The 25,078-nt window shown below is 55.4% G+C and carries 25 protein-coding genes; 18 read left to right on the top strand and 7 right to left on the bottom strand.

Features of this window, described 5'->3' with window-relative positions; all coding sequences use genetic code 11:
- Positions 1-34: 34 nt before the first annotated feature.
- A complete protein-coding gene (locus AB8B76_RS14290) occupies positions 35-952 on the top strand; it encodes a VOC family protein (RefSeq protein ID WP_405273486.1) in 918 nt (305 codons plus the stop codon).
- 1 nt (position 953) lies between these two features.
- Positions 954-1,187, top strand: coding sequence for a hypothetical protein (locus tag AB8B76_RS14285; protein WP_405273484.1), 234 nt, complete (start codon positions 954-956; stop codon positions 1,185-1,187).
- Here AB8B76_RS14285 and AB8B76_RS14280 read toward each other — a convergent pair whose 3' ends face one another.
- On the bottom strand, positions 1,188-2,399 hold the full coding sequence (locus AB8B76_RS14280; RefSeq protein ID WP_405273482.1) for a DUF481 domain-containing protein: 1,212 nt from the start codon (positions 2,397-2,399) through the stop codon (positions 1,188-1,190). It lies immediately after the preceding gene.
- A gap of 76 nt (positions 2,400-2,475) precedes the next feature.
- On the opposite strand from AB8B76_RS14280, the gene AB8B76_RS14275 reads away from it, so the two are divergent.
- The 3 genes from AB8B76_RS14275 to AB8B76_RS14265 are packed head-to-tail and all read left to right on the top strand — an operon-like array spanning position 2,476 to position 5,717.
- A complete protein-coding gene (locus AB8B76_RS14275; RefSeq protein WP_405273480.1) occupies positions 2,476-4,398 on the top strand; it encodes a transglycosylase SLT domain-containing protein in 1,923 nt (640 codons plus the stop codon).
- Positions 4,391-5,104, top strand: coding sequence for a TIGR04283 family arsenosugar biosynthesis glycosyltransferase (locus tag AB8B76_RS14270; protein WP_405273478.1), 714 nt, complete (start codon positions 4,391-4,393; stop codon positions 5,102-5,104). Before AB8B76_RS14275 ends, AB8B76_RS14270 begins: the two co-directional genes overlap by 8 nt.
- Before the next feature lies 1 nt (position 5,105).
- Positions 5,106-5,717, top strand: a complete 612-nt coding sequence (locus tag AB8B76_RS14265; protein WP_405273476.1) for a TIGR04282 family arsenosugar biosynthesis glycosyltransferase — start codon at positions 5,106-5,108, stop codon at positions 5,715-5,717.
- A gap of 15 nt (positions 5,718-5,732) precedes the next feature.
- Here the strand turns inward: AB8B76_RS14265 and AB8B76_RS14260 are convergent, their stop codons facing one another.
- Together AB8B76_RS14260 and AB8B76_RS14255 are read right to left on the bottom strand one after the other, a co-directional pair.
- Positions 5,733-6,209: a hypothetical protein gene (locus tag AB8B76_RS14260; RefSeq protein WP_405273487.1), complete on the bottom strand. Its 477-nt coding sequence runs from the start codon at positions 6,207-6,209 to the stop codon at positions 5,733-5,735.
- A 298-nt stretch (positions 6,210-6,507) separates the two neighbouring features.
- Complete coding sequence (locus AB8B76_RS14255; RefSeq protein WP_405273474.1) at positions 6,508-6,876, bottom strand: stress response translation initiation inhibitor YciH; 369 nt, start codon at positions 6,874-6,876, stop codon at positions 6,508-6,510.
- A 62-nt stretch (positions 6,877-6,938) separates the two neighbouring features.
- On the opposite strand from AB8B76_RS14255, the gene AB8B76_RS14250 reads away from it, so the two are divergent.
- The 5 genes from AB8B76_RS14250 to AB8B76_RS14230 are packed head-to-tail and all read left to right on the top strand — an operon-like array spanning position 6,939 to position 12,348.
- Positions 6,939-7,163, top strand: coding sequence for a SlyX family protein (locus AB8B76_RS14250; RefSeq protein ID WP_405273472.1), 225 nt, complete (start codon positions 6,939-6,941; stop codon positions 7,161-7,163).
- 25 nt (positions 7,164-7,188) lie between these two features.
- Positions 7,189-8,445 (top strand): valine--pyruvate transaminase, encoded by a 1,257-nt coding sequence (locus tag AB8B76_RS14245; protein ID WP_405273470.1) that lies wholly within the window; start codon positions 7,189-7,191, stop codon positions 8,443-8,445.
- Positions 8,446-8,478: 33 nt separating this feature from the next.
- The gene (locus tag AB8B76_RS14240; protein WP_405273468.1) at positions 8,479-9,897 is read left to right on the top strand and encodes an amidohydrolase; all 1,419 of its coding nucleotides are present in this window, start codon (positions 8,479-8,481) and stop codon (positions 9,895-9,897) included.
- Positions 9,898-9,948: 51 nt separating this feature from the next.
- The gene (locus AB8B76_RS14235) at positions 9,949-11,184 is read left to right on the top strand and encodes an acyl-CoA dehydrogenase family protein (RefSeq protein WP_405273465.1); all 1,236 of its coding nucleotides are present in this window, start codon (positions 9,949-9,951) and stop codon (positions 11,182-11,184) included.
- Positions 11,185-11,211: 27 nt separating this feature from the next.
- Positions 11,212-12,348, top strand: coding sequence for an acyl-CoA dehydrogenase family protein (locus AB8B76_RS14230; RefSeq protein WP_405273464.1), 1,137 nt, complete (start codon positions 11,212-11,214; stop codon positions 12,346-12,348).
- Between the two features lie 107 nt (positions 12,349-12,455).
- Here the strand turns inward: AB8B76_RS14230 and AB8B76_RS14225 are convergent, their stop codons facing one another.
- Together AB8B76_RS14225 and AB8B76_RS14220 are read right to left on the bottom strand one after the other, a co-directional pair.
- On the bottom strand, positions 12,456-13,868 hold the full coding sequence (locus AB8B76_RS14225) for an SDR family NAD(P)-dependent oxidoreductase (RefSeq protein WP_405273462.1): 1,413 nt from the start codon (positions 13,866-13,868) through the stop codon (positions 12,456-12,458).
- A 93-nt stretch (positions 13,869-13,961) separates the two neighbouring features.
- Positions 13,962-14,324 carry a hypothetical protein gene (locus tag AB8B76_RS14220; RefSeq protein ID WP_405273460.1) on the bottom strand — a complete coding sequence of 121 codons (363 nt, stop codon included), beginning with the start codon at positions 14,322-14,324 and terminating at the stop codon, positions 13,962-13,964.
- 168 nt (positions 14,325-14,492) lie between these two features.
- Here AB8B76_RS14220 and AB8B76_RS14215 point away from each other — a divergent pair, with 168 nt between their 5' ends.
- The 4 genes from AB8B76_RS14215 to AB8B76_RS14200 are packed head-to-tail and all read left to right on the top strand — an operon-like array spanning position 14,493 to position 19,011.
- Positions 14,493-15,560 (top strand): alpha/beta hydrolase, encoded by a 1,068-nt coding sequence (locus AB8B76_RS14215; RefSeq protein ID WP_405273459.1) that lies wholly within the window; start codon positions 14,493-14,495, stop codon positions 15,558-15,560.
- Positions 15,557-16,324, top strand: coding sequence for a lysophospholipid acyltransferase family protein (locus AB8B76_RS14210; RefSeq protein WP_405273458.1), 768 nt, complete (start codon positions 15,557-15,559; stop codon positions 16,322-16,324). The genes AB8B76_RS14215 and AB8B76_RS14210 overlap by 4 nt, the downstream gene beginning before the upstream one ends.
- 4 nt (positions 16,325-16,328) lie before the next feature.
- Entirely contained in the window at positions 16,329-18,245 is a 1,917-nt protein-coding gene (locus AB8B76_RS14205; protein WP_405273457.1) for an aminotransferase class I/II-fold pyridoxal phosphate-dependent enzyme, read from the top strand.
- A 43-nt stretch (positions 18,246-18,288) separates the two neighbouring features.
- Positions 18,289-19,011, top strand: coding sequence for a dienelactone hydrolase family protein (locus AB8B76_RS14200; RefSeq protein WP_405273456.1), 723 nt, complete (start codon positions 18,289-18,291; stop codon positions 19,009-19,011).
- A gap of 18 nt (positions 19,012-19,029) precedes the next feature.
- Here AB8B76_RS14200 and AB8B76_RS14195 read toward each other — a convergent pair whose 3' ends face one another.
- Positions 19,030-19,902, bottom strand: a complete 873-nt coding sequence (locus AB8B76_RS14195; RefSeq protein ID WP_405273454.1) for a S1/P1 nuclease — start codon at positions 19,900-19,902, stop codon at positions 19,030-19,032.
- Between the two features lie 188 nt (positions 19,903-20,090).
- On the opposite strand from AB8B76_RS14195, the gene AB8B76_RS14190 reads away from it, so the two are divergent.
- Positions 20,091-21,602 carry an acetyl-CoA acetyltransferase gene (locus AB8B76_RS14190; protein ID WP_405273453.1) on the top strand — a complete coding sequence of 504 codons (1,512 nt, stop codon included), beginning with the start codon at positions 20,091-20,093 and terminating at the stop codon, positions 21,600-21,602.
- A gap of 128 nt (positions 21,603-21,730) precedes the next feature.
- On the opposite strand, the gene AB8B76_RS14185 is transcribed toward AB8B76_RS14190, so the two are convergent.
- A complete protein-coding gene (locus tag AB8B76_RS14185; RefSeq protein WP_405273451.1) occupies positions 21,731-22,213 on the bottom strand; it encodes an asparaginase domain-containing protein in 483 nt (160 codons plus the stop codon).
- Between the two features lie 231 nt (positions 22,214-22,444).
- Here AB8B76_RS14185 and AB8B76_RS14180 point away from each other — a divergent pair, with 231 nt between their 5' ends.
- From AB8B76_RS14180 to AB8B76_RS14170, 3 genes are all read left to right on the top strand, one after another.
- Positions 22,445-22,999, top strand: coding sequence for a class I SAM-dependent methyltransferase (locus AB8B76_RS14180; RefSeq protein WP_405273449.1), 555 nt, complete (start codon positions 22,445-22,447; stop codon positions 22,997-22,999).
- Between the two features lie 9 nt (positions 23,000-23,008).
- Positions 23,009-24,766: an autotransporter assembly complex family protein gene (locus AB8B76_RS14175; protein ID WP_405273447.1), complete on the top strand. Its 1,758-nt coding sequence runs from the start codon at positions 23,009-23,011 to the stop codon at positions 24,764-24,766.
- Positions 24,763-25,078 (top strand): hypothetical protein (locus tag AB8B76_RS14170; RefSeq protein ID WP_405273445.1); only part of this gene is annotated, 316 nt, incomplete at its 3' end. The genes AB8B76_RS14175 and AB8B76_RS14170, both read left to right, overlap by 4 nt.

Genomic DNA, 25,078 nt, shown 5'->3' with positions numbered 1-25,078 from the left:
TAATATAACCACCTTTTTTTGAGAGAGTGTCTTCGTGCGTCGACTGTTTACTGTGACCTGGATCTTGAGCTTGGGCCTGGTGCTTGCGGCTTGCTCCTCTGTTCAATACAACCTTCCCGCTGTCTCCACCGATACTGATGGAGATCGTCGTGCCGGCAAATTCATCTGGCATGACTTGATCTCCGATGACCCTGAAGGCACTGAGGCTTTTTACAGTGCTTTGTTTGGCTGGGAATTTCGCTCTCTGGAGTTGCTGGGTGCCAGTTACTGGATCATCAGTCTCGATGGCAAGCCTATCGCTGGCATGGTGGATCAGTCCGGCCTAACCGCTAGACGCGACATCTCTCAGTGGATGTCAGTGATGGCAGTACCGGATGCCGAAGCAGCTGTCTCTATAGTAAGCAAAGCGGGGGGGCGTGTTCTGCGCGACCCCGTGTCTATTGGCGATCGCGGTACGATCGCCGTCTTTGCTGATGCTCAAGGTGCGTACTTCGCAACGTTGACGACGGTAGATGGTGATCCGGTGGACGAATCTTCACTGCCCGCCGAGGGCGCGTTTTTGTGGCACGAGCTGTGGACCTCTGACGTAGACGATGCGACCAGCTTCTACTCCGCACTGGGTGATCTTGATTCTGAGGGCCTTGAAGGCACATCACCCGATGGCGCGGCGATTGATTTCAGAGTGCTTCGCAGCGACGAGTTGACCCGCGCAGGGATAAGAAGCCTACCCGAACCTGAAATGCCGTCACTCTGGATGCCTTATCTGAGGGTGAAGAGCTTTGAGCGACTGGAAGAATTGTTGTCTGAGGTAGAGGTTCTCGGCGGGGAAGTGCTGGTACCCGCGGTTCCCCGACCCTCAGGTGGTTACGTGTCAGTCATCGCGGGACCCTCGGGAGCCCCCATCGCCCTGCAAACCTGGGGAGATGAGCAGTCTCTGATTAAGGATTTATAGAATGCAAAAAATGAAGAAATCCAGTCCACGCAAAAGCCGGGTGCTCCGTCATTTTGGGCTCATGGTGCTCGCGGCCAGTGTGTTGTCCCTGACGGGCTGCGATGATCCACAGGTTTATGGAAGTGTAGGCGTGTCCTCCGGGTATGGGGGCTATGGCGGCTACTACGGAGGCTATCGCGGTTGGGGCGCGCCACGTATGCATACCAGTATTTCGGTCGGTGGGCGTATACGCTAGTTAAAAACTCCAGCCCACGCCGGTGGTAACGCCCCAGTCGAATTCGCCTGCCGCGTTTATTTCGACGGTGGAGTTATCGAAGCTGCCCCAAGCGCTAAAATCCCAAAACAAATCTTCAATCATCTCCCAGCGCAGCGTCGCCGCGGTGTCGGCTCGAACACGACCCTTTTCGGTGACGGATGGGTACACTGAGGCATCTAACTTGAGCTTTAGTTCCGGGGTGTCGTAGCGCCATCGCGAATAACCGAAGGTGAGTACGCCCTCGAGACTCTCCAGGCTTTCGCCACCGATACTTCGTTCCTCCAGCGCCTGAAGCGACATGCTGCCGATAAGTTCGCTGCGCGGGGTCTCGATAAAGTAGCGCCCCACGCCCGCACCGAGAGACAGGCGGTAGTCCAAACCCAGCTCATCGTTCGTTTCGTAGCCACCAAACACCAGGCGATAGTTAATGGACCTGTCTACCCAGGCCTTGCGCGACAGACTGACGCGAGAACTTGAGGTGGAGTCGTCGTCCGTATCAGACACGGTTACGCGACTCGTCAGCGAGTTTAGGGTCTTCTCATCTTCGTAGGAGAAGTCTGCGCGAAACTCGGTCTGGGTGACGCCGCTGGCTTTGGTAAAGGCATAGTTCGCTGCTATGTAGATATCAATGCGATCAATGAACGTGTCCTCAACCGGGCGGATTTCCACAATTTCCTGCCAGCCAAAGCTCTTTTTCCCAAATACATCTTCGAGAGTGACGGTGCCGGAAATTGATCCTGGTTTGACGCTGCCGTAAAAACGCTGGCCGTTGTCTAGGCGCAACTCATAGTTGTAGTTTGATTCAATGCTGGCGACTTCTTGCCACTCGATGTCCAGGGTTCCCATGGCATCGGTTTTGAAGCTGAGACGACCACCTAATAATGATTTTATTTCACCGGTAACTCGGTCACCGTTGTAGAGAGTGATAGTATCGGTCTTGCGTTGAGCCGCTGCAGAATCACTCAGGCAAACGCTAACCAGGAGAAGCATGATTACCATCATCACGCGTAGCAGCCGCCAATTTTTTTCTAACAGCGTGTTTTCCAACTGCACATGTTCCAGCTGTGCATGTTCCAGCTGTGCATGTTCCAACTGTGCATGTTCCGACTGCGCATGTTCCAACTGCGAGAGTCGTCCCGCTGATGGGTACGCCATGTGCCAAGGAAGCGTTTCCGGACTGTTCAAGGTCATTCACCGATGTCTGTCGTTGCTGTACCGAAGTTTACCGTCATCAGGCGCTAAAATTACCTCTCTGGCAGTTTTACCGATGTTATGGATGGCCGTGTCCATATCCGTATTCTCTGTGCCGCCCGCCCAGGCGGTTTTTGACACGACTTCCGATACTCGGTCATCTGCTGCAGACCGCGAGCGTTTTCTCAAAGCCCAGAAGATGATCGAAGCCGGGAACTGGTCGGCGTACGATCGTGAGCGAAAGGCGCTTGACGATTATCCCCTGGCTCCTTACCTGGATTATGAGCGCCTGATGCGTCGACTCACCTTAACCTCAGGAACAAAGGCCAGGCAGTTTGTTGATGCGCAAAGCCAAAGCCCTCTGGGCGTGCGGTATCTGGGCAGCTACCTTGGCGCTACAGGCAAGCGCCGTCGCTGGGGCGACTATCTGGATGCCGCTGCGAAGGAACCCCGCAGTGAGAATCTTCGATGCTATTACGCTCGCGCCACCCGTGCTCGTGTTGCCGAAGAAGCGGCTTGGGAGCTAGCTAGCGGGCTATGGGTGTCGGCGAGTTCTGTTGATGATGCCTGCGACCCATTGTTCAAGCTTTGGTTGGAAGCGGATGGCCTGAATGATGACTTGGTATGGCGTCGCGCGACCCTCGCTTATGCGGCGAGAGAAGGGGGGCTGTTGCGGTATGTTGCTTCTTTGGGGAGCTCTCGGATTCAGCCCGCATTGGCGGCACTGCGCGGCAGCTACAGTCAGCCACAGCGCAGCGTCGATCTTGCAAATAGCCTCCCTTCGCCCTGGGCCAGCGACGTAATGACGCTGGGGCTGGAGCGGTACTCTCGTTATAAGCCTGCTAGAGCACTGCGCCATTTCGAGGCACTGAGTCCTGATGCCTTAAGCGACAGCCAGAAAAAACGCGTTAGCTCTGCTATCGCATTTCGAGGCCTGTTAGAGCGCGATGAAGATGTTAAGCCATGGGTCGATGCATCGCTATCTCAGTGGCGTGATGACAAGCTGACGACGCTTCGTTTGCGTTGGGCGATAGCGGAGCAGGACTGGCAGGCGATAGACAGCTTGTTCCTTGCGCTCAGCGCCGAGGCGCAAGAGGAGGGAACATGGCGTTACTGGTATGCGCGATCCCTCGAGGCCCGGGGAGGTGAGGCCGATGCCCAGCTCCTTTTCGCGACCGTGGCGAAGGAGCGGAGCTACTATGGGTTTCTCAGTGCCGATAAGCTTGGGCTTCCCTACAGTTACCAGGATTCTGCCAGCGCAAAAGCTCCAAGGTCTGAAGGCGAGTTGCCCCTCTGGACCTCGAACGCACTGTGGCGTGTACATGAACTTAATGCCCTCGATGAGAATAGACTTGCAGAGGCGGAGTGGACCTACGCTTTGCGGCGCCTGGATGGTGAGCAGCAACTGGCGTTTGCTCACATCGCCAAGGAACAGGGCTGGCATCGCCTGAGTATCGATGCGGCTAATGCGGGCCGTCATTGGGATGCATTGGACTTGCGGTTTCCGTTGGCGTTCGTCGACGACTTTTATCAGCGAGCTGCGGCGCAATCACTTCCTGTGAGCGAGCTCATGGCGATAGCGCGCCGTGAAAGCGCGTTTTCGCCTACTGCGCGTTCGCCGGTTGGAGCCCGTGGACTGATGCAGCTGATGCCGGCAACAGGGCGCTCTGTGGCTCGTAAGGTGGGTGTTCCTGTGAGCACTAAAGCTCTCGATAATATTGAATACAACATCACCCTGGGCAGCGCTTACTACAGCCAACTTCTAGAGCGCTTTGAAGGTAATCGTGCTGTGGCGCTTGCGGCTTACAACGCCGGTCCCAATCGCGTGAAAAACTGGCTGAGCGATGAGCTGCCTCTGGATGCCTGGATCGAGACCATTCCCTATCGCGAGACCCGGGATTACGTTAAAGCCGTTTTGGCGTATAGCGTCGTGTTTGATTATCGTCTTGGTGAAAAGGCGCAGCTGATGGGTAACGCGAATCCACGGTCAATTGACTGACGCCCATCCAGTGCTATCTTTTGTGATCCCCGTGCTCAATGAAGCCGATAGCTTGCCATCGCTGCTTCGAGAGCTTCGGCAGGGATTCCCCAATGCTGAGTTGATTGTCGTGGATGGAGGCAGTAGTGACGCTAGTGTCTCTAAAGCCATGCCTTTGGCGAGTTCGGTATTGCTCAGCTCCCCTGGCCGTGCGCTGCAAATGAACCTCGGCGCGGCCTGCGCCACTGGAGACTGGTTGGCGTTTCTCCACGCAGACACTCAACCGCTTTTTGATCAAGATAAATTAGAACAGTTTCTTCATGGCGATATGCAGTGGTGTTTTTGCCGAATTTCTCTTCGGGGCGGCTCAGCGGGTTTAAAGATGGTCAGTGCTTTTATGAATAAGCGGTCCGCAACAACGCGCGTTGCTACTGGAGACCAGCTGCTATTCGTAAAACGAGAGGTATTTGAGAGTCTTAATGGTTTTACTGTCATGCCGCTCATGGAAGATGTCGATATCTGCAAACGCTTACGTAGCCACAACAGCGGCGGAATTATTCCTCTGATGGTTGCCTCTAGCGGACGGCGTTGGGACGAGCAGGGGCTTTGGCGCACTATCCTGCGCATGTGGGCTTTGCGTCTGGCTTTTTTTCTGGGCGTGTCGCCCGAGCGGCTCTGGCAGCACTATTACGGACGAGGCGTAGCGCTATCGTCAGGGGGAGAGTGAGGTGACTGAACGCCGCTTGCTACAGCAGTTTGCTCGCTACCCTGAGCGTGGCAAGGTTAAGACGCGTCTGCAGACTCAGCTCACTGCGCAGGAATCCTGCGATGTGCACGAATCCTTGCTACTTCGCACCGCAAGGACGTTGGTGCATTCCGAACTCGGTGACCGGGAGTTGTGGCTTGATCGGGCAGGGGAGCATGCAACGCTGACGTTAGCCCTAAGCATGGGAATGACGGGGCCCTATTTACAGCGGGGGAGTGACCTGGGTGAGCGCATGTACGCAGCGCTACGCGATGGCCTGGCTCATGCGGACGCTGTGGTGTTGGTGGGCAGTGATTGTCCGGTGCTGTCTCGAGAGTACCTGCTAGCGGCCTTTCAGGCTCTTGGAAGTGCTGACGTGGTGTTGGGGCCGGCTGAGGATGGTGGTTTTGTTCTTATCGGCTGCACAAAGGTGCACGAGGATATGTTTGCAGGCGTATCGTGGGGCGGCGATGAGGTGCTAGAGACTACTCGGGCCAATCTCGAGTCTTTGGGACTCGCGAACGCGTATCTAGCGACACTCTACGATGTCGATACTCCTGATGATTTACGGCGCTGGCGCCGCGAGCAAAGTTAACTCGTCAGAGAAAGCTCAGGCATGCACGGCAACAGCTGGCTGGGCGGCCACGGGCATGCTGGCATCCTGCCAATCGGTCTGCTTACTGGCTCGCTGAAACAATAACCAGGCGATCGCTGTGCAGTAGCTCAGGTTGGTTTGCAGCTCACTATCAGGGTTACTCAAAAACGCCCTTTGGCTCGCCAGCCCACGAACGCGACTGGCAATGTCGGGACGAAAAGCGAGATACCGATCCCACAAGTCTCGATGCTGATTCGAGGTGATGTTGAACAGTCCCAGTCCTGGCTCTCTCCTTGAGAACAGACCGACTTCGGTTTTACGAAGTGCTGCTGCAAGCAGCTCCCGTTCGGCCTCTGTCGACCACTCGCCCAAGTATTCCAGAGTGGGTTTTATAACCTGCTCGCGCAGGTGTTCAGCTGTAATGTACATATAGCAAGCTCCTCGCAGGAACATGGTGTGGATGCTCTTTGGCAGCTCATCACCGGTTTGCATGCTATTCACGGTTTCTCCCAACGGCTTCTGAACAGAGGTGCGTCTAAACGCTGTTTTTGCCCTGTTAACTCTTGAGCCCTGAGAGTAACCCGTACCTAAGCGACATAAATCCTCGCTCTGGCACTATTTTTAACACAACGATTTCAAATATCCAATATAAATTAGGGGTTTAGCGCACTTATTTTAACTATTTTTTGCAATACGGCGCTAAATAGGGTGAATTTCAGCTCAGGCTGGGCAAAATCGGCATTGATGGCGTCTTTATTGATCAAAAATTGATCAATTTTCGCTGCAACGACTACCCACCGGCTATCTTTACCGTTAATCCATCGGCTTCAAGGAGCGATTTGATCAATTCTCGCTGGTCTCCCTGGATTTCGATAACACCATCTTTAATGGCGCCGCCAACGCCGCAACGTTGCTTGAGCACCTTCGCGCGTTTCTTTAGAGCAGCCGAATCATCAGGAAGTCCCGTCACCAGGGTCACTGCTTTACCACCGCGTCCCTTGGTTTCGCGTTTGAGGCGAACTATTCCGTCGCCGAGGGGGGCTGTGGCTTTGAGGAGCCGACAACGACAATCCGCTTTCACCACACCGCAGTCGGGGCATAACCGCCCCTTATCCGTGCTGTACACCGGGCGGGATTTACCGGCTCCGCTTCGACTCATGAACGTTGCTCCTGTGTTGATGGGCAGTGTAGGGTACAGCGCTTTCCCCTTTGGTAAACCCCGTGGATGATGACCAGCCCAGTGCAGAAATAGCCCAGCTCCAAGCGGAACTGGCGTTTCAAAACGATAGTGTTCAACGGCTTAACGATGCGCTCGCGACGCAACAGCAAGATATTCTGATGTTGCAGCGCCAGGTTGCTTTGCTGGGAGAGCAGTTACGTGCTCTTCGAGAGAACGATAACCATAATGAGGGCGAAGCGGTTCTCGAAAAACCGCCGCACTATTAAAGCTCTCTCCGAGTAAACTGAAGATATGCGACTTTCCAGCTTCGGCGAAAAATTTGCGGGCAACAGCGGTATCAGCGGCCTTATGGACGACCTTGGATCCGCCTTGGCTGACGATCCCACTTTGCTCTTCATGGGCGGAGGAAACCCCGGGCGCATCGAGTCTGTGCAGGCTGCTTTTGCGTCGCGCCTCGTCGCTATTACCCAAGACCGTGATCAGCGACACCAGCTGCTCGGGCTTTACCAGGAGCCCCAGGGTGACCGGGTGTTCCGTGATGAGCTTGCGCGCTTTCTAGGTCGGGAATATGGCTGGTCGATCGGAGCCGAGAACATTGCTTTAGCAAATGGCAGTCAGTCTGCGTTTTTTGTGCTCTATAACCTCTTTGCTGGTCCTGCCTCTGATGGCAGCGAGCGGCAAATACATCTGCCTGTGTGCCCGGAGTATGTTGGCTATCGCGATATCGGGCTCAGCGATCACTTTTTTACCGCAACACGACCGCGCATCGAACGCTTTGACGACGGACAGTTCAAATACCATGTGGATGCGGAGGCTTTAAGCTTATCGGAGTCTACGGCAGCTCTATGCGTATCCCGGCCAAGTAACCCCACGGGAAATGTTATCTCCGACGCAGAACTTGCGGGGCTCGATCAACTGGCCAAGACTCACGATGTTCCCCTGATCTTGGATGGTGCTTACGGTCAGCCGTTCCCCGGGCTTATTGAAGAATCGGCTTCTGCGTTTTGGAATGACAACAGCATACTGATGCTCAGCCTGTCCAAACTTGGGCTGCCGGGCGTGCGCAGTGGTCTTGTGATTGCTCGTCCTGAGATAGCCCAAGCCTTTTCCAGAGCCAACACCGTAGTGAGTCTGGCCTGCGGGACTCTTGGACCCCAGCTGCTGCGTGGCATGCTGGATGACGGTTCTTTGATGCAGCTGTGCCGAAAGGACATACAACCCTATTATAGTGAACGTCGTGACTTGGCTGTACGCGCTATCGAAGCCGGCAGAGGTGATCTCCCGGTTTGGATTCACAAGCCTGAGGGCGCGTTCTTTTTGTGGCTTTGGTGTGAGGGCTTACCCATCGATAGCTTCACCCTCTATGAGCGACTTAAACAGCGAGGCGTCATCGTTCTGCCGGGCAATGACTTTTTTATTGCCACAGGGGACGATTGGCCGCACAGCCGTGAATGCTTGCGAATTTCCTACGCGGGGGATCAGCAAACGATTGAGGCGGGCATCGCCCTTATTATGAGTGAGCTTCGGCAAATCTATAGCTCTTTATGAACAGAATATAAGAAACCCAGACGGAGAATATCAATGCGAAAACTAGCCCTTGCCGCACTGCTTGGCACCGCCAGCTGTGTTGTGGCTGCCCAGGAAGCTGCTCACCTTGAATGGCTTAACGATAACTACGAGCAAACTGCCAGCACGGCCAGATCCATCTGGGAGTTCGCAGAGGTTGGATACCAGGAAACGCGCAGCAGTGCGCTCTTACAGAAGCAATTGGCCGCGGAAGGTTTTTCTGTAGAGAGTGGTGTCGCTGACATACCTACGGCTTTCGTCGCGAGCTATGGCAGTGGTGGTCCGGTGTTGGCGATTCTTGGCGAGTTCGATGCTCTCCCGGGAATTACTCAAGATTCTCTGCCCACGCGTAGCCTTCTCGAAGAAAAAGCGGCCGGACACGCATGTGGACACAACCTTTTTGGCGCGGGTTCTGCTGCAGCGGCGATCGCGGTGAAGGAGTGGCTGGATAGTACGGGCACGCCTGGAACGATTCGTTTTTACGGCACGCCAGCAGAAGAGGGCGGCAGCGGGAAGGTCTATATGGTCAGAGCTGGGCTGTTTGACGATGTGGATTTTGCTCTGCATTGGCATCCCTCCGATCGGAACTCGGCGGCTGCCCAAACGACCCTCGCGAATCGATCTGCGAAATTCCGCTTCCGCGGGGTGTCAGCGCACGCCGCAGGAGCACCGGAGCGAGGTCGATCAGCTCTGGATGGCGTAGAAGCCATGAATTACATGGTGAACATGATGCGTGAACACGTGCCTCAACAAACGCGGATTCACTATGTAATAACATCTGGTGGCAACGCACCCAACGTCGTGCCTGACTACGCTGAGGTGTTCTATTACCTTCGTCATCCTCACGCCAAGACTGTTCGCTCTCTTTGGGAACGTCTCGAGGCAACGGCAAGAGGTGCAGCGGAAGGTACCGGTACGGAGCTCGAGATCGAAATTATTCATGGCAATCATCCCGTGTTGGTCAACGAAACACTGCACAAAATGATGGATGCGACCATGCGTGAAATAGGCGGCATTGATTACAACGCTGAAGAATCCCGCTTCGCAAAAGAGATTTACAAGAGCTTTGATGATCCTGCTCGGGAGCTCGGCTCCGAAAAGCTAATCCAGCCCTATGGCTTGTCTCTGGGTTATGGGTCTACCGATGTCGGTGACGTCTCAATTGCTGTGCCAACGGTTGGCCTGAGTACTGCCACCTATGTGCCCGGCACTGCCGGTCATAGCTGGCAGGCGGTAGCCGCAGCCGGTTCATCAGTGGGATTTAAGGGTGCTGACCTGGCCGCCCGAGCTCTTAGTAGTGCCGCGGTGAAACTGTACACCGACAAAGCGCTTCGCGACGCAGCGATCGCTGAATTCCAAGAGCGCCGAGGTGATGACTTCGAATATGAGGCGCTTCTCGGAGATCGAGCACCAGCATTGAATTACCGAAACTAAAAACAGACATATCACGAGTTCTGTTAGACGAGTTTGAATAAGGAAAAATCTATGTCAGATAGTGAACGTAAAGACACTGATGAGCAGGCGGAGTTTCGCCGCTACTGCAGATCATGGATAGCGGAGAATCATCCGGGCGATCCCTCGGTGCGACTACCTTTATCGCCTCTGGAAATAATGACAAGCGAGCAAATGGACTATCTCCAGCGTTGGCAGAAGGCAGCCTACGACGCGGGCCTCGTGGGCTGCGATTATCCCGTTGAAGTTGGCGGTGCTGGGCGTAAGGATTGTCAGCGAGTAGCCAATGAAGAGTTGGTGGCGGCAAAGACGCCGTTTTATCCCAACGTCATTGGATTGGGTATGGCTGCGCCGACGGTGTTTTATCACGCCAACGAAGCGCTTAAGCAGCAGGTTTTGCCCCGATTGTTTTCCGGCGAGGATATCTGGTGTCAGGGCTTCAGCGAGCCTGGGGCCGGCTCTGACCTTGCCAACGTTCAGACCTTTGCCGAGCGAAAGGGCGACAAATGGGTGATCAATGGGCACAAGGTATGGACGAGCTTGGCGCACTTCGCCGAGTGGATGATCATCCTGCTGCGAACGGATAAAGGCCACAAATATGAAGGTCTGTCCTACTTTGTAGTACCCATCGCCTCAGCGCTTGGCAAGGGCGTGACGGTGCGACCGCTGATCAAGATGACCGGAGAAACGGGCTTCAATGAAGTGCTGTTTGATAATCTGGAGGTCGATGACAGCTTCCGTCTCGATGAGCTGGGTAAAGGCTGGCAGGTTGCGATGACGACTTTGCTTCACGAGCGTGGTGCTGGCGAGTTGGTAACACCCAGAGCAGGCGGGTTGAAGAGTGCCAGCTCACTGACTATCAGTTCACGAAGTGTTATGGATCTTGCCAGTAAAACAACGAGAGGTGCTCAGCTAGCCTCCGATGATCCTCTGTTGAGAGATCGCATGGTGAGGCAGTTGATACGCGAGGAAGCGCTAAAGGAGCATCAGCGCCGCGCTCGGGTGCCGGCACTCATCGACCACCCTATGCGTTTGCCCTTACAGAACAAACTGCTTGCATCGGAAATTGCTCAAGACACTGCGGCGCTAGCCTTGGAAGTAGAGGGCCCGGCTGCAAGCCTGTATCTGGCTGACGAGAATGCGCCAGCAAGAGGCCAGTGGCCCCTGGCGTACATGAACTCCTATGGTATGACCATTGCCGCGGGAACCAGTGAAATTCAGCGAAATATTCTGGGAGAGCGAGTTTTGGGACTCGCCAAGTCTAAGTAGACAGCCAGGTCATCTAAGGAGATTTTTGTGGCTCAACCTAAGAATTATGGATTCGAAGAAGAAGCGGGGATGCTCAAAGATGGCGCTCGGCGCTTTTTTACAGAGAAACTGCCCGTTGATCAATTGCACGCTTTGGTAGCAGATGCCTATGTGCCCGAGCGTGCACCAGAAGTGAAGTGGCGCAAGGAGCTTTGGGACGAGATGGTAGCGCTGGGTTGGACATCCCTCGCTGTGCCAGAAAGCGCCGGCGGCGTCGGCATGCCATGGGTTGCGGTGGCAGGGCTTCTAGAGGAGAACGGTCGAGCTGCTTTCCCGTCACCCTTGATGGCGACCCTGCAAGCTACCGCTGTGCTGACCCAGTGCGGTCCAGCAGGAGAGCCGGCACTGGCGGAAATTGCTGAGGGGGCCGCCGCTACGATAGCGGTCATGGATGACGCCGGAGGCGCGACGCCTGGTGCTGTTCAGCTTGTCGATGGCAAGCTGAATGGGACGGCATGCTTCGTTCAGGATGCTTGTAAGTGCGATCACCTTTTGGTCGTGGCACTCGAAGCGGATAAGCCGGCTTTCTTTTGGGTCAAGCTTGACGCTGAAGGCGTGAACGTGCGGTCCGATGCGATTATCGATCTGACTCGGGATCAGGCGCGAGTGAGCTTCGATGCCGTTTCCGCGCAGCGAATCGATACAGATGCAGCCGCCGCATGGGAATCCGCACTACCCATTGTTTGGATGCTGATCAGCGCTGACATGGTGGGAGCATCGGAGTGGTTGCTTCAGACGACGGTCGAGTACGCTCAGCAGCGCAAGCAGTTTGATCGTTCTTTAGGGTTCTTTCAGGCCGTTAAGCACGACCTCGTTAACGTCATGATAGCTATCGACGAGAGCAAGTCGCTGCTCTACAGCGCCGCCTGCGCCATTGATCACGAGCCTGAGCGTGCCCGAGAGTTATCGCATATGGCGAAATCCTCAGCAAGCGATACGGCGGCTTTGGCATCAGGCAGGACGGTACAGATGCACGGTGGTATCGGCTTCACCTGGGAATGTTACGTGCACCTGTATTTTAAGCGCCAGAAGCACAGTCAGCTGCTGTGGGGCGATGCGTCCTGGCATCGAGCGGCCCTTGCCGCCTTGCTCATGGATCGTCCGACAGTAGAAGCGGCCGCTTAGATGACCTGGAAAACCGCCGGGCTTATCGCGGTTGCTTTACTCGTCGGCTATGGGACTCTCGCGCTTATCGCCTTTGGGTGAAAGCGTTGAGAGTCCGGGTCTTCGGGTTAGGCCGCGATGCTGGTTTCCAGTTCGAAGCCTTCCAGGAAGGCCATAAGCTTCTCTCGTTCGGCGTCGTCTTCTCTTGTTTTTGACAGCAAGTGTGTCGTGCGCGGCTCGCGATCGAGGAATAGTTTGCCGCTGACGCTGGACGCCTCTGACGCTGCCGCTAGCCAAACAATGGTGTCTGCGCCTTCTTCGGGGGTGCGTAAAATCAAGCGGGTGAGCGTATGGAAGGCAGGTAGCGCCGACTCTACGCCGGGAGTATCTGCCCAACCTGGATGCATGGCATTGACTACGATGCCGTCTTTCTCCCAGCTCTTTGCCCACTCTTCTGTAACTACCGTGAGGCCTCGCTTGCATCGTGCGTAGGCGGTTGCCCCAGCATAGTTTTCTGGTATCGCCTCAAGGCGATCGACGCGGAGCTTTTGGGAATACATGCCCCCGGACACCACGTTGACGACGCGTGACTGTCCAGCGGCTTTAAGCAATGGATGTAGGGCTCTGGTGAGACGCCATGGGCTCAGAAGCAACAGCGCGAAGCTTTGCTCCAGACCCTCAGATGTCGTGTCCCAGTCGTTGAACAGTGCGCCGGCATTATTTACCAGTACATCAATGGGTTGTCCGGCCCGTAAAAGGCGGTCGGCAAGAGCGTCCACGTCAGCCATGATCGACAAGTCCGCGAGCTCTGCACGTATAGCGCCGTTGCCCGTTTCTGCTTTCAGTTCGCTGACCACAGCTTCGGCGCGCTTTGGATTGCGCATTACGAGGATCAGTTCAGCTCCGCGGCCCGCAAGCTCGCGAGCGGTGGCTAAACCGAGGCCAGAGCTAGCTCCGGTCACGATCATGGTCTTGCCCTTGAGAGAAGCGCTCATAGGGCTCCAACGTTTTTGCCCGCGGCGGTAACCCCATTTGCTAAACATGGCCAGTCCTGGCCAAAGCAGGCGGTCTGCGCGAGCACTCCCGGAGGAGATCTTCGGAGGAGCGTTACTATCGTCAAGGGCTCGTTTCAGGCCTCGCAGAGCGATTTTGCCCATTTGCAGCATGCCTGTCTTGAGTGCGCCCTCGAGGGCGGCAAACGGCATCTTGTAGCTAAAGTCCGCGTGATAATCGACACGCGTTTCACCGTCCTCTTCCGTGAAGTAGATTGTATCTACAGCAGAAAAAAGCCAGCTTTCCGCTTGCAGGGTCACCATGTTGGGTGCTTCAAATTCGGTGATGGTGTAAAGAAGCTCAATGGAGCCTACGGGTAGTTTGCAGCGCACGATGAATTGCGAACCCATGCCCACGGGGCCTTCGCTGATCTTGCGGGCTTTAAACGCCGTGGCGTCCCACTCGGGGGTAGTGCGGAAGTCCGCCGTGTATTCAAAGCATTCCTCAACGGGGCGTGCAACGCGGATACTTTCTTTGAGACTAATCATGGTGCCTGTGAACTCTCGGGTCTGTTGCAGTGATTACGCACCCCGACACGGCTTAGTTCACCCTACATAACCGCGCGACATGACTGTCTCAGGCTAGTCATCGACCCATACGTGGCGTAGTGGTTCGCCAAAATCATCGTAGATTAGCTGCTTTCTGGAGCGCTTTCGTCCTGACTTGCCGGCTGGCTTACGGGCGGTCTTAAGTGACTCTCGCCGCGCTTCAATAGTTGCTACCACTTCGGGTACCGGCGTGCGCTCGCTGGGGGGTTCTGTAAACAAAGGACGAGAGGGAGGTGGTCGCGTGCCGGGCTCCCAGGCTGTTGCCCCTCTAGGAACGTTATCGACTTCTCCGCCAACCTGCAGGAATTTTTGTGTGGCCTGCTCAAGCTCACGACGAATAGTCGCTTTGGACTTTACGCCGAGTTTCGGTTTGCTGTGTTTATCCTTGTCTGTCATTTGCGCCTATTGACGAGTATCGGTCCTGTCAGATCGCGGTGGTCACGGTAATCACCGCCCAAACGCAAGAGATTCACTGCGATTCTTATTATAGCGCCGGATTTGGTGGTTCATGACTACCGGTATCTGGGATAATCGTCGCATAAACACGTTTTCGGAGTTTGATTAATGTTTTGGCTTGCTATCACCATTGTGGCCTTCGTCATGTTTTCCTATATGGTTCTGCGTGGCGAGAACCTATCCTATCTGGACCAGCCTGTTCCGCAGCATAGTTATCGCGCGCCCAGCGACGCTATGCGCTCGGTACTCGCCTCCCTGAGCGAGTTCGGCGAAGGCTCTCATGGGCGCGGTCGACAGCGTATTCATGCGATTCGTGGATTCATGGATAAAATGGGCGCTGAGCGCAGTTACGAAAGTGAGTTTCTGGCGTTGTCGACTCCGGACCTGAGGGGCGAATGGGTGCTTGCACCAAACCATGACAGCGGACGCCGTATTCTTTATCTTCATGGGGGAGCGTTTATCGCAGGCAGTCCCCTCAGTCACCGCGCTATTACCGATCGGCTTGCGCGTCTTACGGGCGCTTCAGTATTTGCGCTTGATTATCGACTGATGCCAGAACACAAGCGCATCGAGGGTATTGAGGACTGCAGACGGGCGTACCGCTGGATGCTTGAGAATGGTCCCGATGGCCGTTCTCCGGCAGAGACCCTGGTGGTAGCTGGGGATTCCGCTGGCGGGAACCTTACGCTGTCATTGCTGGCCTGGGTTAGGGATCAGGGGTTTCGTCAGGCCGATGCAGCTATCGCTTTGTCTCCTGCGACCGATGCGGTATTGGACGCGCCAAGCTTGCGGGACAATGTCCCCACAGACCCCATGCTCGGCCCAGCCTTTGGTGCTCTGGCAAAAGTACCCAACATCTTCGTCCTTTGGTACACCTGGGCTACTTCTCGGATGCTGCCGACCGATTCCCGGATTTCTCCGCTACGAGGCTCGCTCGCTGACTTGCCCCCCATACTTGTGCAAGCTAGTGACACCGAGATGCTGCTGGATGATGCGCGACGGTACGTCGCAAAAGCGCAGGCAGCCGAGTCTCCGGTGGTGTTACAGACTTGGCCCGATATGGTTCACGTTTGGCAAATGTTTACCCCGGAGCTCGAGGAAGCTGAAGAGGCTTTTGCGAATATGGCGGAGTTTCTGGATAGCGTCGTGCCCACGAATGTCGAGCAGGCAGCATGAACGCCATACGTTCGTCTCTGGTGTTTGCCTGGATGGTCGTGAGTATTATTCCTTGCGGATTGGGCTTGGTATTTTGTTCTCTTTTCCTGTCCTCCGCGTCGCTTTGGCGATGGTTTGCAAGGCCCTGGCTTCGAGGTGTGGTCGTGGCGGCTCGCTTGGTAGGGCGAGTGGACTATGAGCTACACGGTGCCGAAAACCTGCCGGGTCCCGATGATATGCGTCGCGTGATACTGGTCTCCAAGCATCAATCCACCTGGGAAACATTTTTTTTCCCAAGCATGATGCCCCATAACCTCGCTTACGTATTTAAAAAAGAGCTTCTGCGGATCCCTATTTTCGGGTGGTGCATGGCGCGTTTGGAAATGGTTCCCATTGATCGTAGTAAGCGCTCTGAAGCTTGGAATAAAGTGGCACAGTTTGGTGTGGAGCTTATGGATCGCGGTAGATGGATCATTATGTTCCCTGAAGGCACGCGGAGTGAGCGTGGAGGGCAGGGCAAGTACAAAAGCGGTGCCAGTCGTTTGGGCGTTGCGACGGATGCATTGTTGATTCCCATTGCCGTGAGTTCCGGGCAGTGCTGGCCGCGGAAGTCTTTTTCTTTTATCCCTGGGAAAATTGATGTTTCTGTGGGCACACCCATTCCCGCGGCAGGTGGTGACCCTGAGGCCTTGATGAAGCAGGTGGAGACCTGGATTGAGGGGGAGATGCGACGTATCGATCCGACCGCGTACTCTGATAGCTCCGACTTCAACGAGGGGGTCTGATCGAGTGGCTGAGCATAAGCTGCCCGAGTGTCACGCACTGATTGTCAGTGGCGATAAGGAGTGGCGAGACCTACTCTGTAACCGCTTGTGCGAGTTGGAGGCCGTTGATAGCGAGGAGCCCCGTCGCTTTATCCTGCACATCTCTGGTTTGGCTGATCCGTCCGAGGTGTTTGCAAAAGCGGTCACCGACGGTGCTTTGCAGTGCGTTGTTCTAGATGGAGCCAGTCTGTTGGACGTTGCCGACGTCGTCGCTCAGTTGCGCCAGGTACGCAGCGAGCTCGATGTCTTTGTCGCTGTCTCTCACGGGCAAACGCCCGCCGATGATGGCAGTGACTTGGTCGATCGAGATGATACCCGCGCTGAGATTTTGCTCCGACGCCTACGTCGGGCTATAGCGAAGCGAGCCAGTACGCCGTTTGCGGACACCTTGCGAGAGTATGTAGAGGGTGCTCGAGATGCCTGGCATACGCCGGGCCATTCCAGCGGTGATGGCCTTAGGGAAAGCCCTTGGGTGGCCGATTTCTACCGGATGATGGGCGAGCACGTTTTTAATGCGGATCTTTCGGTGTCCGTTCAGGAGCTGGATTCTCTCCTTGAGCCATCTCACGTGATCCATGCTGCGCAGGATCTTGCAGCAGATGCCTTTGGTGCCAAACATACATTTTTTGTGACCAACGGCACCTCCATGGCGAATAAGGTGATCGTTCAGCATGTGTTAGGTAGTGGTGGAAAAATGCTTGTCGATCAGGCCTGCCACAAATCAGTTCACCATGCCGCGATCATGTCCGGTGTCGATCCTGTGTATCTCCCGGCGAGTGTCAACGAAGTTTTCGGACTCTACGGGCCTGTCAGTAAAGCTAATATCTATGCGGCGATTGAGAGACATCCGGATGCCCGGCTGCTGGTGCTAACGTCTTGTAGCTACGACGGCTTTTACTACGATCTCGCGCCGATTATCAGCCGAGCCCACGCCGCAGGTATGAAGGTTCTTGTGGACGAAGCCTGGTATGCCCATGGATATTTTCATCCCAGGTTGCGCCCCTGTGCACTGGAATCTGGTGCTGACTACGTCACTCAAAGTACCCACAAGATGCTCTCAGCGTTTTCTCAGGCCAGTATGATTCATGTTGGGGACCCTGAGTTCAACGAAAGCCGCTTTCGAGAGCACTTGAATATGCATACCTCGACAAGTCCTCAATATGGCCTCATCGCTAGTTTGGACGTAGCGCGAAAGCAGATGAGTATGGAAGGTTTCTCGCGCTTGGATCGGTGTATCGGCTACGCATCAGAACTCTGTGAAGGGATTGCAGATAGCGATCGGTTCAGGGTCTTGGGTCTCGCAGACATGCTGCCCCGCGAGTTAGCTGATGATTCTGTTCGCCTTGACCCCACAAAGCTCACCATTGATGTGAGTCGTTCCGGGTGCAGCGCGCGAGACTTGCAAAAGGCGCTCTACGAGAAGCATTCGATTCAGGTTGAGAAGATCACGCATAATACGCTTTCAGTGCTGGTTACTCTTGGTACCACGCAGAGTAAGGTGCTGCGCTTAATCAACGCGCTTCGGAGCCTCGCGCGAGAAATGCCAGGGAGCGCGATAAACTCCGCGCCACCCAGTGTTCTCCCCGCCATAGGCACCATGCATATCAGTCCGCGAGAGGCTTACTTTGGAGGCAGTGAAGACCTGCCTCTTAACGATGACACTCATGGCATCAACAAGGCCCTCATTGGGCGGGTGAGCGCGGATCAGCTTGTGCCTTATCCTCCAGGGATTCCGGTTCTGGTTCCAGGGCAGGGTATTAGTGAGGACGTACTGGATTACTTACTGGATCTTTATCATGGTGATAGCGGCATCGAATTGCACGGCCTTATGAAACACGATGGCCGTCCGATGCTTCGTGTTACCACCCTTGATCCGCCCTGAGGCCCTCATACAACGCTTACTCACTTTTAGGAGACAAACGCGCATGGCGATTCAGGAAAACTATATCGATTACGTGATAGGCGGCAACACGCATCAGGCGTTTCTTGCCTGGGATGACGAATCCAGTGAGGCGCGGCCCGGTGTCATGGTGGGTCACGCCTGGGGCGGTAGGAGTGTTTTCGAGGAAGATAAAGCGCGGTGGCTTGCGGGTCAGGGTTATGTGGGTGTGGCCATTGATATGTATGGGAAGGGTATCCTCGGTTCGTCCCCGGAAGAGAACGCGGCATTGATGACGCCGTTGGTGGAGGATCGTGCAGAGCTGCAGGCGCGCATGCAGGCATCCTTTGCAATGATGCAGGGTCTTGAGCAGGTTGACGCCTCGCGCTGCGCGTCTATGGGTTACTGCTTTGGCGGCCTCTGCGCCTTGGATCTTGCAAGAGTTGGAGCGGACGTCGCGGGCGTTATTTCGATTCATGGCCTGTTCATGCCCGCGGGAAACACTGATGGCGTAAAGATCACCGCCAAGGTTTTGTGTTTACACGGCTACGACGACCCCATGGCTGATCCCGATAGCATGGTCGCTTTGGCGGCAGAGCTTAGTGAGGCCGAGGCCGATTGGCAGGTCCATGCTTATGGTAGGACTCTCCATGCGTTTACGAACCCGCAAGCAAATAATCCTGAAATGGGTACGGTATACAGTCCTATTGCAGATGCTCGATCGAGCACGGCAATCACTAATTTTCTGGGCGAGCTTTTTAGCGCTTAATCAGTGGTTAAACGCTAATTAGCGAAAAGTCGCGTCGAGAAAGCGGCGCCACCAGCTTTTTCGTACTGGCTCGGGTGGCGCTAGGGACTCCAGAGGCGTGACTGGCGGAGATTGCTCGAGCTCCCCGGGCTCCGAAGCCTGCTGCCCAATTGTGCTTCCGTCAAAGACACTGTTAAGCCATGCCGCCGTTCGGATGCCTGCGAGGGCCAGCCTTTCTTCGGCTCTCGGGAGTTCCCGCGCGATGTATGCAGCGTCGATGATCGCTGGGGGCGGGTATAGGGATTCACGCAACGCTGCGCTCTCGGCAATCCACACCAAGGGGTCGGAGTCTTTTTCGTTGGGGGATCTCAGTAATCCGCTGCTTCTGAAGTAAGTTATCCATTCCTTTTGATCGCGCTGCCTGGCGTCAAAAATCTGTCTGTCCCAAACCCGATGGAGGTTGGATGTTTCTCCATTGACGCGTACCGAAATCTGGTTGCCTCCTCGATCATGACCATTGCCGACATGAAAGGGTTGCTGAAGATCCTGAACGATGTGAATCGCGAAGCGCAGCGCCAACTGTTTTTGCTCCAAAGAGAGTTCAGGGTCTCGTAAGTCGCTACCGAACTTTTTGAGCGCAGTGAAGGCATCTCCCTGGGGCGGTGCGCCCACATTCTCGTAGCGCTTACCTCGGGGTACTGTTGCGTAGTGATAAGGGCCAGCCTCTTTTTGCCAAAATTCCGAAGGATCACTGCGCATGCGGTCTGCCCAGGTCGCGGCAAAGGATAGCGACTCCTCGCCCAGGAGTGCTTTGATTCGCTGTCCAGCGTTTTCACTGAGATAGGGTGCTGCGAGTGTCCCAGCGATTTCATGACCCATAGCGCCCCAAGCCAGCGTGACTGGGCTAAACAAACAACCGCCTAGAACGGCGCCCACGGCGCAAAACTTTTGTCTGAACTTAAGGGAAAGCATGCTCATCGAAATTTAAAAAGGCTGTCTGACATGGCCAGATTTTACGGTTGTCCGGGTATTCACTTCCACACTGTGTTCCGAGCTTTGCTGTGTTATAAAACCGCGCTCACAAAATTGGAATCGGTGCTATGAGTCAAGATTTGCAACCTATCATCATCGGAGTCGGTCAGGAGGTCTGGCGCGAGCAAGACTCAACGCGGACCCCCGTTGATGCTCTGCAAGCGGTGGCAACGAAAGCGGTTTCAGACACTGGTTCTAAACAGGTTTTGGGTGCCATAGATACTATCGTACACATCCCGTTCCTCATGAATCAGGTGCCGGGCTTCATTGATGCCATGCCCACAAATCCCGGTGCAGCCCTTGCTGAGCGGCTGGGTATCAATGCCAGGCAGTACACATCGGACGTAGGTGGCAATTTACCTCAACAGCTCCTGAACGAGTTTGCGGCGAGGTTAACGCGCGAGGAGGGTAGCGTAGTGCTCCTGTGCGGCGTAGAGCTTTTGGCGACGTTCCTTGGGGCCGTGCGAGCAGGACAGCCTTTCCCTGATTGGGCCACGGGGCAGGAAAATACGGCGATTCAGGTGGGGGAGACCCCCGTCATGACCGCCGCTACCGAGCAGGCTCACGGACTTTACGAACCGATTAATGCTTATCCCCTGTTTGAGTCGGCTCAGGCACATGCCAAAGGATTGAGTGCCGAAGAACATCAACGGCTGTTGGGAGATTTGCTCTCATCTATGAGTCAGGTTGCATCGCAGAACCCCTATGCCTGGAAGAACAAGCCCCTGACTGCAGCAGAGGCTCTGTCCACAGAAGGGGGTAATCGGATGATCAGTCACCCCTACACCAAAGTGATGAACGCCGTGCTCGCTGTTGATCAAGCGGCCGGGGTTGTTTTAACGACCGTAGGCAAGGCGAAAGAGCTAGGTATTGATCCGGATCGTTGGGTTTATCTAAGGGGAGCTGCCGGCACCCACGACAGCTGGTATCTAAGCCAGCGGCCAAATTTGAGTGAGTCCCCGGCGCTAGTGGCCGCCTGCAATGCAGCGATGGGCCAAAGCGGCTTGCGTGTGCAAGAGCTCACGCATCTCGAGTTGTATAGCTGTTTTCCCTCAGCGGTGCAGGCGGGATGTGATGCTCTGGGCTTGGATGTTGATGACCCTCGCGGCGTGACTCTTACGGGGGGCTTGAGTCTGTTCGGCGGGCCAGGGAATAACTACAGTCTCCATGGTATTGCAGAGATGGTGGACAGGCTTCGGGTGACGCCACGGGGGGCGGGCCTCGTTTGGGCGAACGGCGGATACTTAACCAAGCACGCAGTGGGCGTCTACGCTCGAGAACCAGGAACCAGCCCCTGGAAGCCCGGTGATGATGGCGAGCTTCAGGACGCCGTGGATGCCTTGCCCCTGGTCGAGCTAGCCGACGTGGGTGAGGGCCGTTTTGTCATTGAGGCACACACCGTAAGCTACGTGAAAGATCTCCCTCAGCGCGCGATCGCCCTCGGTAGGTTGGAGGACGGAAGGCGTTGTGCTGCGGTCAGCGAAGATACAGAGCTGCTTAATACCTTAACGTCGAAAAATTGTGTTGGACACACGGGTACTGTGGCGCACAGCGAGGGGATTAACACCTTCGCTTTGTAGTCTTTTGAGCATGCCTCTTCACAGAGGGGCTTTGCGAAGGCTTGTTAAGAAAGGTCTTTACGCATGGTCTTTATGAAGCTGCTTTGTGAAAGCTGCTTTTTGAAGTGTCCTTGCCTGGATCGGTTGCCCTAAATAGCTTCGAATCGATTGGCTTCGACATTCTTGCGAACCTTATCAATTTCGAAGAGCTGTCCGTTCATCGCAATATAGACTCCCGGCGATGCTGCCTGAAGAGCACCAATGGCACAGCCGATATTGAATATTGCATCAGATCCTTTAAAAGCGGCGGGCTGTAGCGCTCCAGTCAACACGATGGTCTTTCCAGCGATACTTTTTAGCTCCAAACCTGTGCGAACCATGCCGTCGGTCCCGTGGGTGATCAACACCTGCTGCGCAGAGCAGCGTTCTGCACGGTCGTAAATCAGTGCTCGATCTTCGTCTGTGAGTTCGAGACTGTCTTTTCGCATGGCGGATTCGACGGTATAGGGAAACTGGGCTCCCATACTTTCAAGCAGTTCGCCGATCACGGGGTCCCCGACCTGGTAATCACTTTTGGCATCAAAGTAGATTTTGTCGATGGTGCCGCCGGTAGTGATGATGTGAAGATTCATAGTGGGCCTGAGACTGCTGAGCTGAGGGCGAATCCTGCTACAAGCGTGCGCCGCTGTCGAGACTCGATTGATTTTCCTTGCATCATTTTGTCTAGCTAGGCATCTGCCGTCGCATGCCGCTTATAATGTATCGTCAAAGAGACAGGCAACAGTGGGAAGCAAAAAATGGGCCTCTATGATCGGCACGTGCTGCCGCACTTCATCAACTGTGCTTGCGGGAGCAAGCCCATAATGAAGCAACGGGAGAAGGTGGTGCCCCGAGCCTCGGGGACAGTGCTGGAGATAGGCATTGGAACGGGCCTGAACCTCCCTTACTACGATAGCTCAAAGGTTGATCGACTTATTGGTCTGGACCCTTCGGAGGCTTCCTGGGAGCTGGCTAAATCTCGTGCTGAGAACATCGGCTTTCCTATTGAATTTATAGGTCTACCGGGAGAACAGATCCCACTGGACGATAATAGCGTCGATACGATTGTCATGACCTATAGCTTGTGCACTATTCCTGATCCCGTGGCCGCTCTGGAGGGGATGGCTCGCGTGTTGCGACCTGGGGGCGTGATGCACTTTGCGGAACACGGACGCGCTCCAGACGAGCCGGTACGTCGTTGGCAGAATCGTTTAGACGGGTTGTGGGGGCTTATTGCTGGAGGCTGCCATCTGAATAGAGATATTCCTGCTTTGCTTTCTGAGGGCGGTTTTCAGAGCACTGATCAGGAAAGCATGTATCTTCCAAGTACGCCGCGATTTGCCGGTTTCAACGTCTGGGGCAGCGCAAGCGCAGGTTGAATTCAGCGCATGAGTACTGTTTTGCGCATCGCATTTACCGGGGTTTTCTGCCTTTGCTTCATAGCGAAAGCGCTAGCAGCTGAGGGACTTCGCTATCGGGTTGAAGGCGTCGGCAAAGAGGCCCGGGAGAATGTCCGCGCCTACCTGGGCGACTCCCCCGCGGAAAAAAACGCGGTAGAGCGGTTTCTGAGTACCGCCCCGTTGTTAGCCGCTCAGGCTTTAGAAGCCCTTGGCTTCTACGAGCACAGCATCGAACTTGAGGTGGATCGCAGCGCCAACCCCTGGAGGGCTACCCTTAAAATCGAAGCGGGTGATGCGCTCCGTTACACCGATGTGTCCGTGGAACTGATCGGCGAGGGGAGAGGCGACGAGCGCCTGCAGGAGATCGCTGCTACGCGGTCCCCCAAGATAGGTGATGCTCTCCACCATGGACGTTATGAGACGCTGAAACGCGAGCTGCTTCAGGCCGCTCGCCGTCGAGGATACTTTGACGCTGCGTTCACGGAAAATCGCGTTGATCTGGATGTAGGTCGCAAGCAGGCGACAATGGCTCTTGTGTTTGATGCGGGTGTTCGCTACGAGTTCGGTGCCATCGCTGTTGACGAGGCGCTCATTGATCGAGCACTCCTTGAGCGATTACTACCCTTCGAGGCCGGCGCGCCTTACGAGCAAAAGCTGTTGCTTGAGCTCCGCCAGCGTCTTTTGTGCCTTGGCTACTTTGGCAGTGTCACGGTGCTACCCGATCTACCGAATCGCAGCTTTCCCGCAGTGCCCATACGTGTAGCTGTGACCACTGCTCCGCGCCACAGTTATGAGGTCGGCGTGGGATTTAGTACCGATACGCGTCAGCGTCTCTCGCTGACCTGGCAGAGTCCCCGGCTTAACCGCTGGGGCCACAGTCAGGAGACTGCGCTTCGCTGGTCCCCGGTGAACCCGCAGGCACGGATGACCTACAGTATTCCCCTGGATGATCCTGCTAACGATGTTTTACAGCTAATAGCCCGCTTGGAAGACAACGAGTTTGGCGATCTTGAAAGCGAACAGCGTGAATTTCGAGTGCGCAGGGAGCTGACGAAAGCGGGAACGGTGCGCAGTGTTCAGCTGCGCGCTTTGAACGAACGCTGGGGTGTTCTCAGCGATGATTTTAATGCCGGGTTTTTACTGGCTGGAGCGAGTGTTTCATCGCGCTACCGACGGGGAGATGTCGTTGATCCCAGTCGCGGTGTGAGCCAGTTTTACAGTGTCGAGGGTGCATCGGCAGACGCGGGGTCCGATGAAGATCTTGTGAGGCTGTACGGCAGTGTTACCGGCCTGAGAACACTGGGAGAGCGGTGGCGCGTAGTGGGCCGGGTTGAGGCGGGGGTGCTGTGGACCAGTTCGGATGATGCGCAAGATTTACCGCCGTCCCTCGCGTTTTTTGCTGGAGGGGATAACAGTATCAGGGGCTTTGGCTATCAGTCTGTGGGCGCGGAGGTCACCGTAGAGGATATCCCCACTCTTAGGAATGATCGTCTGGTTGTGGGGGGTACTCGTCTAGTGACCGGAACTCTCGAGTTGCAGCGTTACTTCAGCGAGCGATGGCGGGGAGCGTTTTTCGTCGACGCCGGCGACGCTTTTGACAGCGGTGACTTTGAGACCAACGTGGGCGTTGGTCTAGGTGTTCACTACTTGTCTCCGGTGGGGGCACTGCGGCTTGAACTTGCCAACCCGGTGTCTGAGAGCGGCGGGTCCTGGCGCGTGCACGTCAATATCGGAGCAGAGTTTTGAGAGGGAAGCAGCTTCGATACCTTTCGATGATCGTGCTTCTGATCATTCCGCTGCTGCCTGTTTGGCTCGTGGGGAGCAATACGGGTCTTCGTTGGGCTCTGGGGCAGCTCGAGACGCGAGTGCCCGTTCAGGTTCAAAACCCCACAGGCTCGCTGTGGGCGGGTGTCTCTTTTGGTTCGCTAAGCTACAGCGATGATGCTATTTCCATAGAAATGGAAAACGCCGATCTCCGCGTTAACTGGGCGTGCGTGCTTCGCAGTACCTTGTGCATCCGGGAGGCAGAAGTGGAGACGTTGTCTGTTGATCTTGCTA

It is taken from the genome of Congregibacter sp., from assembly GCF_045107095.1.
Lineage (GTDB): Bacteria > Pseudomonadota > Gammaproteobacteria > Pseudomonadales > Halieaceae > Congregibacter.
This window is presented reverse-complemented; position numbering and strand designations above follow the sequence as displayed.

Bases quoted from the DNA above. Each gene is read 5' to 3' on its own strand.
- AB8B76_RS14285 (WP_405273484.1), top strand. From the start codon at position 954: ATGCAAAAAATGAAGAAATCCAGTCCACGCAAAAGCCGGGTGCTCCGT.
- AB8B76_RS14280 (WP_405273482.1), bottom strand. From the start codon at position 2,399: ATGACCTTGAACAGTCCGGAAACGCTTCCTTGGCACATGGCGTACCCA.
- AB8B76_RS14275 (WP_405273480.1), top strand. From the start codon at position 2,476: ATGTTATGGATGGCCGTGTCCATATCCGTATTCTCTGTGCCGCCCGCC.
- AB8B76_RS14260 (WP_405273487.1), bottom strand. From the start codon at position 6,209: ATGCAAACCGGTGATGAGCTGCCAAAGAGCATCCACACCATGTTCCTG.
- AB8B76_RS14255 (WP_405273474.1), bottom strand. From the start codon at position 6,876: ATGAGTCGAAGCGGAGCCGGTAAATCCCGCCCGGTGTACAGCACGGAT.
- AB8B76_RS14245 (WP_405273470.1), top strand. From the start codon at position 7,189: ATGCGACTTTCCAGCTTCGGCGAAAAATTTGCGGGCAACAGCGGTATC.
- AB8B76_RS14240 (WP_405273468.1), top strand. From the start codon at position 8,479: ATGCGAAAACTAGCCCTTGCCGCACTGCTTGGCACCGCCAGCTGTGTT.
- AB8B76_RS14235 (WP_405273465.1), top strand. From the start codon at position 9,949: ATGTCAGATAGTGAACGTAAAGACACTGATGAGCAGGCGGAGTTTCGC.
- AB8B76_RS14225 (WP_405273462.1), bottom strand. From the start codon at position 13,868: ATGATTAGTCTCAAAGAAAGTATCCGCGTTGCACGCCCCGTTGAGGAA.
- AB8B76_RS14220 (WP_405273460.1), bottom strand. From the start codon at position 14,324: ATGACAGACAAGGATAAACACAGCAAACCGAAACTCGGCGTAAAGTCC.
- AB8B76_RS14215 (WP_405273459.1), top strand. From the start codon at position 14,493: ATGTTTTGGCTTGCTATCACCATTGTGGCCTTCGTCATGTTTTCCTAT.
- AB8B76_RS14210 (WP_405273458.1), top strand. From the start codon at position 15,557: ATGAACGCCATACGTTCGTCTCTGGTGTTTGCCTGGATGGTCGTGAGT.
- AB8B76_RS14200 (WP_405273456.1), top strand. From the start codon at position 18,289: ATGGCGATTCAGGAAAACTATATCGATTACGTGATAGGCGGCAACACG.
- AB8B76_RS14190 (WP_405273453.1), top strand. From the start codon at position 20,091: ATGAGTCAAGATTTGCAACCTATCATCATCGGAGTCGGTCAGGAGGTC.
- AB8B76_RS14185 (WP_405273451.1), bottom strand. From the start codon at position 22,213: ATGAATCTTCACATCATCACTACCGGCGGCACCATCGACAAAATCTAC.
- AB8B76_RS14180 (WP_405273449.1), top strand. From the start codon at position 22,445: ATGAAGCAACGGGAGAAGGTGGTGCCCCGAGCCTCGGGGACAGTGCTG.
- AB8B76_RS14175 (WP_405273447.1), top strand. From the start codon at position 23,009: ATGAGTACTGTTTTGCGCATCGCATTTACCGGGGTTTTCTGCCTTTGC.